The 12860-nt window shown below is 37.4% G+C and carries 14 protein-coding genes; 7 read left to right on the forward strand and 7 right to left on the reverse strand.

What is annotated here, in order from left to right; all coding sequences use genetic code 11:
- The first annotated feature begins 24 nt into the window (after nucleotides 1–24).
- Nucleotides 25–1608: a bifunctional metallophosphatase/5'-nucleotidase gene (locus ACB089_RS17505; RefSeq protein ID WP_374963056.1), complete on the forward strand. Its 1584-nt coding sequence runs from the start codon at nucleotides 25–27 to the stop codon at nucleotides 1606–1608.
- Between the two features lie 90 nt (nucleotides 1609–1698).
- On the opposite strand, the gene ACB089_RS17510 is transcribed toward ACB089_RS17505, so the two are convergent.
- From ACB089_RS17510 to ACB089_RS17525, 4 genes are all read right to left on the reverse strand, one after another.
- Nucleotides 1699–2490: a GNAT family N-acetyltransferase gene (locus ACB089_RS17510; protein ID WP_374963057.1), complete on the reverse strand. Its 792-nt coding sequence runs from the start codon at nucleotides 2488–2490 to the stop codon at nucleotides 1699–1701.
- Nucleotides 2483–4282, reverse strand: a complete 1800-nt coding sequence (abc-f, locus tag ACB089_RS17515; RefSeq protein ID WP_374963058.1) for a ribosomal protection-like ABC-F family protein — start codon at nucleotides 4280–4282, stop codon at nucleotides 2483–2485. Before abc-f ends, ACB089_RS17510 begins: the two co-directional genes overlap by 8 nt.
- 103 nt (nucleotides 4283–4385) lie before the next feature.
- The gene (locus ACB089_RS17520) at nucleotides 4386–4526 is read right to left on the reverse strand and encodes an RAxF-45 family protein (RefSeq protein ID WP_374963060.1); all 141 of its coding nucleotides are present in this window, start codon (nucleotides 4524–4526) and stop codon (nucleotides 4386–4388) included.
- Between the two features lie 120 nt (nucleotides 4527–4646).
- The gene (locus ACB089_RS17525) at nucleotides 4647–5675 is read right to left on the reverse strand and encodes an AbrB family transcriptional regulator (RefSeq protein ID WP_374963061.1); all 1029 of its coding nucleotides are present in this window, start codon (nucleotides 5673–5675) and stop codon (nucleotides 4647–4649) included.
- 223 nt (nucleotides 5676–5898) lie between these two features.
- Here ACB089_RS17525 and ACB089_RS17530 point away from each other — a divergent pair, with 223 nt between their 5' ends.
- The 6 genes from ACB089_RS17530 to ACB089_RS17555 all read left to right on the forward strand — a co-directional run bounded on the left by ACB089_RS17530 (nucleotide 5899) and on the right by ACB089_RS17555 (nucleotide 9805).
- Nucleotides 5899–6348 carry a LytTR family DNA-binding domain-containing protein gene (locus ACB089_RS17530; RefSeq protein ID WP_374963062.1) on the forward strand — a complete coding sequence of 150 codons (450 nt, stop codon included), beginning with the start codon at nucleotides 5899–5901 and terminating at the stop codon, nucleotides 6346–6348.
- A gap of 1 nt (nucleotide 6349) precedes the next feature.
- Nucleotides 6350–6754 carry a DUF3021 domain-containing protein gene (locus tag ACB089_RS17535; RefSeq protein WP_374963064.1) on the forward strand — a complete coding sequence of 135 codons (405 nt, stop codon included), beginning with the start codon at nucleotides 6350–6352 and terminating at the stop codon, nucleotides 6752–6754.
- A 5-nt stretch (nucleotides 6755–6759) separates the two neighbouring features.
- On the forward strand, nucleotides 6760–7680 hold the full coding sequence (locus ACB089_RS17540) for an ATP-binding cassette domain-containing protein (RefSeq protein ID WP_374963066.1): 921 nt from the start codon (nucleotides 6760–6762) through the stop codon (nucleotides 7678–7680).
- Nucleotides 7680–8555 carry an ABC transporter permease gene (locus ACB089_RS17545; protein ID WP_374963068.1) on the forward strand — a complete coding sequence of 292 codons (876 nt, stop codon included), beginning with the start codon at nucleotides 7680–7682 and terminating at the stop codon, nucleotides 8553–8555. Before ACB089_RS17540 ends, ACB089_RS17545 begins: the two co-directional genes overlap by 1 nt.
- A gap of 133 nt (nucleotides 8556–8688) precedes the next feature.
- Nucleotides 8689–9444 (forward strand): DUF2087 domain-containing protein, encoded by a 756-nt coding sequence (locus ACB089_RS17550; protein WP_374963070.1) that lies wholly within the window; start codon nucleotides 8689–8691, stop codon nucleotides 9442–9444.
- Nucleotides 9445–9460: 16 nt separating this feature from the next.
- Complete coding sequence (locus ACB089_RS17555) at nucleotides 9461–9805, forward strand: GIY-YIG nuclease family protein (protein WP_374963072.1); 345 nt, start codon at nucleotides 9461–9463, stop codon at nucleotides 9803–9805.
- Nucleotides 9806–9970: 165 nt separating this feature from the next.
- On the opposite strand, the gene ACB089_RS17560 is transcribed toward ACB089_RS17555, so the two are convergent.
- The 3 genes from ACB089_RS17560 to ACB089_RS17570 all read right to left on the reverse strand — a co-directional run bounded on the left by ACB089_RS17560 (nucleotide 9971) and on the right by ACB089_RS17570 (nucleotide 12751).
- Nucleotides 9971–10342 carry an MmcQ/YjbR family DNA-binding protein gene (locus tag ACB089_RS17560; protein WP_374963073.1) on the reverse strand — a complete coding sequence of 124 codons (372 nt, stop codon included), beginning with the start codon at nucleotides 10340–10342 and terminating at the stop codon, nucleotides 9971–9973.
- A gap of 171 nt (nucleotides 10343–10513) precedes the next feature.
- Nucleotides 10514–11329 carry a YitT family protein gene (locus ACB089_RS17565; protein ID WP_374963074.1) on the reverse strand — a complete coding sequence of 272 codons (816 nt, stop codon included), beginning with the start codon at nucleotides 11327–11329 and terminating at the stop codon, nucleotides 10514–10516.
- A 111-nt stretch (nucleotides 11330–11440) separates the two neighbouring features.
- Entirely contained in the window at nucleotides 11441–12751 is a 1311-nt protein-coding gene (locus ACB089_RS17570) for a M48 family metallopeptidase (RefSeq protein WP_374967586.1), read from the reverse strand.
- Nucleotides 12752–12860 lie beyond the last annotated feature (109 nt).

The following is a 12860-nucleotide window of genomic DNA, read 5'->3' on the forward strand; positions in this document are numbered from 1 at the left end:
ATACTAACTAACGGAGGACCTCTAATGACTGAAAAAACAATACAAATACTTGCTACTAGTGATATTCATGGATATATAATGCCGACCACTTTCCGCAACGATCACAATGCAGCACTTGGTTTAGCCAAGCTAGCAACAATCATTCAGGAAAAACGGATTGAAGGACCAACAATTTTAATTGATAACGGTGATTTTATTCAAGGAAGTCCGTTGACCTATTATCATCAAAAATTTCAAGTGCAAGAGCCTAATCCATTAATACAAGTTGCCAATGATCTTCAATATGATGCGATGGTATTTGGCAATCACGAATTTAATTACGGGCTACCTGCGTTACAATCTGTTATAAGCCAGTCCCAATTTCCATGGCTTGGTGCTAACATTTTAACTAATGATGGTAAGCATTTTACCAAGCCCTATATGATCAAAGAAATAGAAGATGTTCGCATAGGCATTTTAGGTGTGACCACACATTTTGTGACCAAATGGGAAGAGCCACAGCATATTCAGGGGCTTTGTTTTGAAGATGCCTTTTCGAGCGCTAAGTACTGGGCACAATGGATACGTGCAAATGAACAGATTGATGTGCTCATTCTGTGCTACCACGGAGGTTTTGAGCGAAACCTTGAAACAAAAGAATTACTCGAAACAGAAAATGGGGAAAATCAAGGGTATCGTATGTGTACGGAAATAGAAGAAGTGGATATAGTCATTTCTGGTCATCAGCATCGTGAAATTAGCACAACAATTATGGGAAAATCAGTAGTTCAGCCCGGCACGAAAGGGACTTGCTTAGCTAGTATTGAACTAAAAATGATGATGGACAGCCAGAAAAAAATTCACTCTATTACCCATACACCTTCACTGATTTATGTTACAGCGGATACTAAACCTAAGACATCTGTGTGCAACATGATCTCCCCTACTTTTGAAAAAACAGAGACATGGTTAGATAAAACAGAGACATGGTTAGATAAAACAATTGGGATTATTCATGGAAATATGCAAATCGAGGATTCATTTCTTGCACGCATTCAAGAGCATCCATATATCGAATTTATAAATCGTATCCAAATGGAGGCATCTGGAGCTGCTATTTCTTGCACAGCACTCTTTCATAATGAGCGTGGTGGTTTAAATCAAGAGGTTACGATGCGTGATATCGTCACAAACTATATTTATGCAAATACCTTAAAGGTGCTTCGTCTATCAGGGCATGATATCTTACTCGCCCTTGAACAATCAGCCACCTATTTTACTGTAGAGGCGGGCAAGCTGACAGTAGCCGAGTCTTTTCTGTATCCAAAGGCGCAACCTTATAATTATGACATGTGGGAGGGGATCGAATACATGCTCGATATTTCAAAGCCTATTGGTGAGCGTGTAACTAAGCTTACTATTAATGATGTTCCTATTAGGATGGATGAAGAATTCGAAGTTGTGATGAGTAGCTATCGTGCAACTGGGGCAGGAAACTTTGATTTTTTAAGAAATCGTCCGGTCGTAAAAGAAATACAATTTGATATGACGGAGCTGATTGCAAACTATATTTTAAAACACCCATCCATTCATGCAACATGTAATGACAATTGGCAAGTAACACTCTAGCTTTTAATATAAAAAATTTCGCTCTTCCTATGGGAGAATCCGAGCTTGGATCACAGTCCCATAGGAGTATGGCGAAATTGTTTATCTTCATTAAGAATCTTGTCTTATTTGCTTAATGCTTTTTCCTTCAGTAAAGGCATGAATGGATTCTACTTTGCCTACTGATTTAAAATTTGCCTTGTCATAGACTTTTCCAACCTGTTCATTGATAGGCAAAATCCAAAGATATTCTAACCCTTGCTTTACCGACTCTTGCTGAATATGTTGCAGAATATAGCCAATCAATCCTCGTCCTCGATAGCTTTCTAATGTTGCTACACTCTCGACTCTCCCTTGATTTCCTGAGATAAAAATATTGGCAGTACAGCAAGCTTTGCCGTCCAATTTTAATAAATAATACGTAAAATGCGGGGAACGATATGTTTGCTCAAAAGCTTTTTTAATTAATGCAGGCTCCCCAAATGTAGAGATACTCATTTCTACGGCTAATGCTTCTTCCATATTGGCAGCTGTTACACGTTCAATTTGTATTGCTGGATTATGTGATAGTGGCGAGAATTCACCATTCCAACACTGTACATCATCTGTAAAACTTTCATATTGAAAGCCGTTTATTTCTAATGCATCTATACATGACTGGTTTTCCTCCACATTGTATAAATACAATCTTGGGATGAGAGATTTTGCTTGATAGTACTTCTTGATGTGTTTCAAAAATAAATCCGGATTGCTAATCTTCTTCCAAATGTGTGCATGATTGGCGTCATAATATGTCGGCATTTCCTTATTATAAAATAATACTCCTTCATGACATGTTTCCATCTCACTAAAACTTTTAATATAATCAATATCTAGCTGCATGATGTGCTCAATTTTATGCATGCTCTGTTCCTCCCTCAATCCATTTTCCATATAAATCCTCTAACTGCTGTTCAAGCTTTTGACGTTGCTCCTTGGCAAGTGTCGGCTCCTTTAATTTTATTTCAAGCTTTTCAATCTGATCTTCAAAGGGTAACTCTTTTTTAGCAGCGTAGGTCTTTTCAGGTGCTTCCTTTATAACCGGTTCTTTAACTATTTCTAAACGTTTTTGCCTTGCCCATTCATAATCGCCTTCAAATACTTGAATCGTTTCATGCTCAATCCATGCAACTTTTGTAAAAATCTTTTGTAAGAAATAACGGTCATGCGAGACACCAATAATGGTCCCTTCAAAGGACTCTAATGTATCCTCCAATACCTCTCTCGCTTCAATGTCCAAATGATTGGTCGGCTCATCTAACATTAATAAATTAATATCCTCATGCATTAACTGCGCTAAACGTAAGCGCATTTTTTCGCCCCCACTTAAATCCTTCACTTTTTTAAAAACGTCATAGCCATAAAATAAAAACTGAGCAAGAATATGACGTGCCTCTGCCTCTGACACAGCGACACGCTCACGGAAGGCATCTATTAAACGAATCGCAGGATTTTTATGCTCAAATTGCTGTGAAAGGTAGCCAATTTTCACACTGCTACCGACATGACAGATCCCCTTATTAGGCTCAACTTCGCCTAGCATCATTTTTAACAACGTTGATTTCCCACTACCATTACCACCTACAATCGCCAGTCGTTCTCCGAAATAAACCGCTAAATTACTTTCCTTAAATAATGGTTTCTCAAATGCATGGCTAATGCCCTTCAATTGTACAACCTCTTTACCACTACGCTCAGCCATCGTTAAGGCTAGATTCATTTTCTTTTTCGTTGTAGGCTTCTTCACACGCTCTATACGGGCTAATGCTTTTTCCATACTTTTAGCACGTCGATGTAAGGCAGCATTCGGCGGATTCGCTTCATTTGCCCATTGCTTTAAACGTTTGATCGTTTCTTGCATTTTTTTAATTTTCTTTTGCTGTTCTTCGTATTGAGCAAATTGCTGTTCAACCTTAGCTTCTTTTTGTTCAACAAATGCATCGTAATTGCCACTATACGCAAATGCTTCTCCATCTTCAATTTCAATTATTTTTTGAGCCATTTGATTCATAAAATGACGGTCATGTGATACGACAATAACAATTCCTGCAAAGTTTCGGACATAGTTTTCTAGCCATTCAATTGCCTGCATATCTAAATGATTCGTTGGTTCATCTAATAGCAAAATAGAAGGATTACTTAAAAGGATTTGCCCAAGCATCACCTTTGTTTTCTCCCCACCACTTAAGCTAGTAAATGGTTGCTCAAGCAATGGCGTAATGCCTAAACCATTGGCAATCATCGCTAATTGCGCATCAATTTCATAGCCACCCTGTAGCATAAACTGTTCCTGCGCATGACCATATTGCTGAAGCACCCTATCTGTTACCGCTAACTGCATTTCCCGCTCAAACTTTGTCATTGTTGCCTTTAATGCATAGATTTCCGCAAATGCTTCCTCCAGCACTTCCTTAACTGAGAGCATAGGATAATCCGGAATTTGATGTAAATAACCAATCGTCGCTTCCTTACTTTTTATGATTCGTCCCTTATCTGGCGTATCCAACCCAGCTAGTAACTGTAATAAAGTCGTTTTCCCACTACCATTCACGCCAACAATGGCAACATGCTCGCCTGTATTTACTTCTAATTGAAGCCCTTCAAATAATACGCTTCCACCCATAATTTTTTGTATTTGTTCAGCCTTAATTTGCATCGTTTTTTCCTCCAATGAAACGTGCGAAAAACATCTATAGACACAAAAAAGACTGCTCGATTAACAAGCAGTCTTTTCCTCATTAGTTTGTGAAAAAGAATGGTTAATTCGCTACGTTTGTTATTTGATTTTGCTTAAAAATGGACAGACCTCTCCCGTTGTTCGCAAAATCGAAAGTAATAACACGTGCAAAATACATAGCTTTATCATCTTTTACACCTGTTTTCGTAGCGTTTTTATTCATTCCTTTTCACCTCCGTTCATCATAGTTAAACTTATAATACCATAATTCAGGAAATTTGGTAAAGAAAAATTTTGCACATTTCGAATTTTTATAAATATACAAATACTTGTGCTAGTTTTTTTAAACTTTCACTTTTCTCACAAACATTTTGACAAACGGTACGAGGAAAATGGATACGACTAGCACTCTGAATAGCTGAAATGCAGTAACGATTGTCACATTCGCATGAACAGAAGCGGCGATAATCCCCATTTGATCAAGCCCTCCTGGTACGATACTTAAAAAGCCTGTCTGAAAATCAAGACCGTACAAACCCTTCATGATAAATGTTAAGCCATATGCAGCGCCAATAAAGATGCCCGCTGATACAAATGCGTAAAACACATGCTTCTTCGATAAATGTAAATCCTCTTTTTTCAATAAAAGCCCAATGTAAATGCCAAGCATTAGTTGCGCAATATGAAGTAGTGACAACGGTAATTTTGGTACATCCATTCCTGCTATATTCAAGCCCATCAATAAAAACACTGGACCAAGCATATAGCCTGTTGGTATTTTCACCTTTTGCGCCAGCCACCCCGCCACTCCACACACAGCAAGTAAACCTATTAGGCTCCATGAATACGCTCCGTCTACCACTAACACATTTCCACCAGAGCCTGACACCATTAATGGTACAAAGCCGACAATTAAAAGAACCCGTAATATTTGAAAAAACGTAATCACGACCATATCCATATCCCCTTGCTCTTCAGCAAAGGCTACAACCTGTGACATTCCCCCAGGTACACAGCATGTCAACGCGGTCGCAAAATCTAAATCCGTACGTTTTGCTACTAAATAGCTGATGCAAAAAAACAGTAAAATGAAAAGTACATTTAAAACGACCATACTCCCTAAAAATAGTTGAATATCCTGCACGGCTTCGGGTGTAAAAGCAAAACCAATAGAATACCCAGCGACGATTAAACCAAAATTACGAAAATATATATGCCATTTCAGTTGTACTTTGGTCGATAACTGAACAATTAGTACCGCTGTTATAGCACCAAGCAACCACGGCATCGGAATATGTAAAAGTTGAAATAAAACAGCACCTGCTAAACCAATACATAATGTAATAAACATGTGCTTATCAAAAATAAACATAGCAGCAACCCCTCATGACTGAATAATTTTATTATGCCGTTAACCTGCCATTTTTTCTACTTCATCACTTTTTGCGAGGTTCTATATTGTCAAAAATGAACCTGTTATTCATGAAATTTAACCTCTTATCCAAGAAATTCTCCAAGCCAAATTTTTCTATGCTACATTATTATTACCTGAATCAGTGTTTCTCCATAGCGGAGATATGTAAAGGAGGCCTCCAATGAAAATTCATTTAACAATCAATAGTGAGCTAGAAGAAACTGAGGTTCATATACATGCGAAGGAATACACCGAGCAAATCGAACGACTGATGAAACAGCTACAAGCGTCCCAAACTACGATGCTAGATGGCTACTTCCAGCAGGAAATTCATATGCTAAAAATTTCTGATATTTACTCCATTTACGCAGAGGGTGCAAAGGTTTTTTTGCAGACGGAAGAGCAGGAATTCGAAACGAAGCGGAAATTGTATGAGCTGGAAGCACAATTATCGAAGGACTTTGCCAGAATCAGTAAATCGACACTCGTTAACATTAATAAAATTGCCTCTATTCAAATGGGGAGAATCGGTACAACAGAACTGATTTTAGAAAACGATGTGTCCGTCCATGTTAGTCGCAAATATTTAAAAGAATTAAAACACCACTTAGGTATTGGGAGGGACTCATAATATGAAATTTATTCGCATGATGATTATCGGACTACTCATATCACTTAGCTCTTCCTACGTCTTAGTAACATTAAGCGTCATATCTAATAACGCTGTAATGTCAGGATCGGAATTACTTGAACAAATTATCATCGCAGCCATACTTGGAGCTGTAATTGGTTTGCTGTCCATCATTTTTGATATCGAGCGTTTACCTTTTATTGCTCAGTTTATTTTGCATGTAATTGCAGTTACTCTGTGTGTGTTGATTGCAGGTTATTTCGGACGCTGGTTTGAACATTCAAGCATTCCGTCTATTTTTATAAGTGAAGCTATTATTTTCTTTTTCGCTTGGTGCATTATTTATGTACTTCAAAAAAATGATATTGCAAAAATCAATCAAGTAATTCAAAAAAGAAAGGAATAAACAATATGACCTTTGCTATACAAGTTGAAAACCTATGTAAGCAATATGGGGATCATCAGGCCGTAAAAGGTATTTCATTTACCGTTGAGCAAGGCTCCCTCTTCGCCTTTTTAGGTGCAAATGGTGCAGGAAAATCAACGACCATTGAAATACTTTGTACATTATTAAAAAAATCAAGCGGTACAGTTAAAATTAATGGCTATACACTTGATGCAAGCAACGACAATGCGGAAATCCGAAAATCCATTGGTGTCGTATTCCAGCAAAGTTTACTGGATGAACGATTAACGGTGCAGGAAAATATACTTCATCGTGGTAAAACATATGGATTATCTAAAAAACAGTTGATTGAAAACTATCAATTCGTTTCAACGTATTTGCATTTAGCTGATATAGAAAAGCGCAAATATGGAACTTTATCGGGTGGTCAAAAAAGACGTGCTGATATCGCTCGAGCCCTTATCCATCGACCGAAAATATTGTTTTTAGATGAACCAACAACTGGACTTGATCCACAAACTCGTCAATTCGTATGGCAAGCCATTAAGCAGCTACAGCTGGAAACAAATATGACTGTTTTTTTGACAACCCATTATATGGAGGAAGCGGCAGTCGCTCATCAAGTGATCGTCTTAAAGCAAGGTGAAATTGTCGCAGAAGGTACACCGGATGCTCTTAAAACCAAATACGCCTACGATGCAATGGCACTTGTTTTTCATAATAGCGATGAGGGGGTAAAGTGGCTTGAGGAACATGCCATCTCCTTTACAGAAAAGCTAGGTATTTTCTCCATCCGGGTTGAATCAACACTTCATGCTTTAACACTATTAAAAAAAGCCGAGCCGCTTATTGCCTCATTTGAAGTAATCAAAGGTACTATGGATGATGTCTTTCTTCATATCATGGCCGAGGGAGGTGTAGCTTAATGGAAGCATTATCTAGCTTAGTACAGCGAAATAGCAAGGTTTTCAGACGTGATAAAACGCAAGTCTTCTTCTCCCTGCTCTCTGTCCTTATCGTCATTGTGTTATACGCTGTATTCCTTCAAAAAATGCAAGTAGATGCCATTGAGCAAATGACGGAAGCTACGCCAGAATTAGTAACGATGGTCAATGAATGGCTAGTGGCTGGCTTACTATCTATGATCGCCGTTTCAACAACACTTGCTGCATATGGCATCGCTGTAAAAGATTTAGAATCAAAAGCACAGGCTGATTTTTTAACTGCGCCCATTTCCCGAGCAACAATTCAATTCAGTTATGTAATCAACGCATTGATCGTAGGCTGTATCTTTTCCTTTATCGCCCTTATTGGCTGTGAAATTTTTATCGTTGCTACAGGCGGTGAGCTTTTAAGCTTTAGAAATTTCGTTTACGTCGTAGGCATATTATTTTTATCTGTTTTACTTGCCAGTGTTTTTAATCTGTTTCTTGTGTTATTTGTTAATACACAAAATTCCTTTTCGACGCTAGGAACAATCGTCGGAACAGCAATTGGTTTTTTATGCGGTGTTTATGTACCTGTAGGAGCACTGCCAACCTTTGCTCAAAACCTTATTATGTATTTCCCTATCAGCCATACAACATTACTATTACGCAATTCCTTTATGGAAAGCTCCATTTCTAAAGTTTTTGACGGCGTACCTGCTTCTTACGTGGAAGATTATAAAATCAATTATGGTATTGTCTATGAGCTTCATGGGAATATACTAAGTACGTCAACTAGTGTAATCATTATTTTCGTCACAATTATTGTGCTAGCGACCTTATCCATCATCCTTTTTAAAAAGAAGAATAAATAAATGCCAGTAAACATATTTACACATCGTTTATAAAACGATGTGTTTTTTATTGATTTTAATTAAACAATTTGTTATTTTAAATATAAATAAGCAAACAAAATTATTTTTCGTTTGTTTTTTAGGAGGGTGTTCAATGGATGTAAATGAATTATTTTGGCAAGCTTCAATTGATAACATAAAAAAGGGCTATATTGATAAAACCACACACTTCACTTGTCTACTTTGTGGAGAAAAGATTGAAAAAGGAATTATTTATCCACATGAAGGTGTACTCTACGAGGCAGAAAAATTTATACAGCATCATATTACTTCAGCACACCAATCTGTATTCCATTATTTAAATGGCCTAAATAAAAAAATGACAGGATTAACTGATCATCAAAGTCATATTTTGCGCTTATTTTATGAAGGAAAAACCGATCAAGAAATTAAAGAAGAGCTGGAAATAGGTAGTGCAGCAACGATCCGTCATCATCGTTTTGCCCTTAAAGAGAAGGAACGTCAGGCAAAAACTTTTCTTGCCATGATGGAGTTATTAAAGGAGCAGAATCAAAAGGAAGAGAGCTTTGTCCCCATACACAAAACGGCTACAATGGTCGACGAACGCTATGATGTTACGATTTCTGAAGAACAGCAGTTACTAGAAAAACACTTTCCACATGGTATCGGTAAAGAGCTAGCCCGCTTCCCAAAACGCGAAAAGCAAAAAATCGTGATACTCCGCGCAATCACAAAACTTTTCGATGAAGCGAAACAGTATTCAGAAAAAGAATTAAATGCCATCATCCAACCGATCTACGAGGATTATGTACTAATACGTCGCTATTTAATCGAATACGGTTTTATAGACCGTACAGATGATGGTAGTGCCTATTGGGTAAAAAAATAAGAAGGCAGGGTTTTCAATGGACCATAAAAAAGAATTAAAGGAAATGTATAAAGAAATGAAAATTGAAGCGGGCGTTTTTACAATGACCAATAAACAAAATAGTAAAGTATTTGTTGGCAGCTTCAATAATTTAAAACGCCTAAACGGCTTTCAGTTTATGTTAAAAACAAATACACACACGAATAAAGAGCTCCAAACCGATTACAACTCATTCGGCAAAGATGCTTTTGAAATTGAAGTAGTAGAATATTTGAAGAAAAAAGAAGAGGGCTACTTCGATGCTAAAAAAGAATTAGAAAAACTAGAGCAAAAATGGCTCGACACGCTACAGCCTTTTGGCGAACGTGGATATAATTCTTAAGCAACAAGCTACACAATGAAAAAGGAATCTGTTATCTCCACAGTTAAGCTGGTGAAATGGCAGATTCTTTTTTCATGCTGTTGCGCGTGGGTGGTCACTCTGATTCCCCAAAGGTTTCACTTCACCGCGCGGGGATTCACTTCTCTCCCGCGAATATAGGCATCACTAAATTTCTTTCAATAATTCAATTTCTTGCTGAGCTTTTTTCGTTAGCTTTCCGAAAACTAGCTTATAGGAATGCTCGATTAAATTTTCAACTAAATCCAAAGGTACGTCATCCGCATCCATATAGATTGAATTCCAATGTGTTTTATTCATATAGTAGCCAGGAATAATTCCTTCATAAGCTTCTCTTACTTCTTCAGCTCGATTAGGCTCACATTTCAATGTAAGTACTGGCTTTCCAGTAGCATCTCCGCCCATCATCGCATACATTTTTCCCCCAATATGGTAGCGATCAGCTTCCCACTCTATTTTATAATCATGCGTTGTGCCATGAAGCTTTGAACAATAGGCGTGAATTTTTTCTTTTTCCATTTCAATACTTCCTCCCCATAATGGCCTTGGTGCAATTGTAGCTGACGTTTTCACTTTCGCTACATAACATTTCTTGGGCAAAAACAAAACACACGTTCGATTATACATAGTATAACCCATAACGTGTGTAGAGAAAATAACCATTATAAATTTTTTCCAATTCAATAATTTTTACTTAACCCCTCGATCGAACATGCCGATGACCTCTGTAGTTTGCAATATATTGACAAAAGCTTTTTCATCCGTTTCTTTGATCGTACCTTTTACTTCAGCAAGCTGATAGCGTGTTATAACCGTAATTAATACTTTACGACTTTCCCCTGAATAGGCACCCCTTGCGTCCATAATCGTAACACCTCGATAAAACTTTGATAGCAGTTGCTGCTTTACCTCTTCGCCCTTACTTGTAATAATCATCAACGTCAATTTAATATGACTCGTATGAATAGTGTCGACAACCTTCCCTGTAGCATAAATCGATACGAGCGTCAGTAATGCCGCATCCCAGCTAAAAACAAATCCGCTGATCGCTACAACAATACCATTCATCGTAGAGATTAATGTACCAAGCGGAAAATCACGTTTACGACTTAGTAGCATCGCAATAATATCAAAACCTCCAGAGGAACCAGATGCACGGAAAATCAACCCCGTTCCCAAGCCCACAATAACTCCGCCAAATAAAGAGGCAAGAATCGGCTCTTGCGTAGCTTTATAAATAGGAATAATATACAAACTCACTGACAAAACGGCGACTGAAAGTATCGTATATCCAATAAACCGCTTCCCTAACTTCATAACCCCTAAAATAAGCAATGGCAAATTCAAAAGTAAATTTAAAACCCCTGTATTCAAGGGCGTGATAATACCAAGCATGATAGCAATCCCACTTAATCCACCACTTAAAATTTCATGCGGAATTAATAAAAAATTGTAGGCAAAGGCAATTAATATCGATGAAAGTGTAATAATGATCACATTACGCATAACGATTCCCCTATCAGTAAAACAAACGAATTTTGATACATCTTTTCCTTAGAATACCCAACTTATTCTTTCTAAAAACCTAGATTTTGCACTGCCGTTAACCAAAGCGATTTACTTCTTCTGTTGTTCTTTTTTCTGCTCCTCTTTTAAAGGCACTCCCTCTTTCTGCCCTTCTTTCTCCGCTACTTTAGAAATCCGTTCTAGCATTGGCGGATGTGTATATCGGAACCACTTAACAAGTAGTTGTGGATTTACCTCACTTAAACCAGATATCGTTAACTTTTGGAACGCCGTAACAGCTGCCTCACGATCACCCGTAAGTGAAATCGCATATTGATCTGCTCTCATTTCCTGATACCTTGAGATATAATTGGACAAAGGGTTTGAAGCAAATAATAAAACAGATGTTATAAGTAAAAACAATGGATACGAACCTATATCACTTATTTTTTTAATTTTTAATACCTGTCTATAACGGCCAACAATCCGTCTCATACACTTTGCTGTTAGCCATAATCCTAGCAAGGTCAACAAAAGATAGCCTGCAATACCAAAATAAATATGCTTCTCAACGTAATGTCCCATTTCATGTGCCATGATAAATAAAATTTCATTATCTGTTAGACGATTTAATGTAGTATCCCATAACACAATCCTCGAATTACTGCCAATTCCCGTTACATAGGCATTTAGGGCATTCGTTTTTTCTGCCATATTAACTTCATAAACATGTTCTGCCGGTATATTGGCTTGTGCTGCTACCGATAAGATTTTCTCCTCTAGCTCCTTATTTTTCAACGGATAAAAATCATTATATAAAGGATCAATTACAACAGGCTGGATAAACATCACAAATATTGTAAATGGAATTGTTAAAAACCAAGCATATAGCCACCATCTTTTAGCACTTTTTTTGATAAGCCAGTAAATAACAGACACAATAATAAAGCTCATGCCAAAGTTAACCCAAAAATCGATAAGACCATCTCGCATCCACGACGAAAATCCTTGTGTACTAATACCGTAATTTTTACTTAAATTATAACGATAATAATCGAGTGGGAATAGTACCACATATAATAAAAGTGATAATAAGAATAAATAGCTTGCATTTTGTAACAGCTTCCTCTTTGTTTGAGACGTCGCCACCTTTTCAAAATAACGAGATACGCCCATTAATAAAATCATGAAATAGACTAACCATTCCAAGGGTGTAGCAACAAAAAACAGGAAGTTGCGTATTTTTGAATATTCACCACTTAAATATAGTTCTCTTTCAGACATAAACATCACTGGATCCGCAGCTGTTCCCTGCATCGCTCGTGGTATTGTACCACCGCCGCTATGGAATATATACCAATACATACACAGCACATAAACGCCGAACAATAGTAGCGCGACAATTCCCATTTTTTTCGCTATGTCATTTCCTCCCTTGTTCAAAGCTAAGTTCGTCCTATAGTAAGTGTAAGCTAAATTGAAAAAGTTAGAACAAATTTTTTGTGTTTTATTTACCTTCTATCCCACTTCA

Origin of the sequence: Lysinibacillus sp. RS10 (assembly GCF_041956855.1) — a bacterium.
GTDB classification, from domain to species: domain Bacteria; phylum Bacillota; class Bacilli; order Bacillales_A; family Planococcaceae; genus Lysinibacillus; species Lysinibacillus xylanilyticus_A.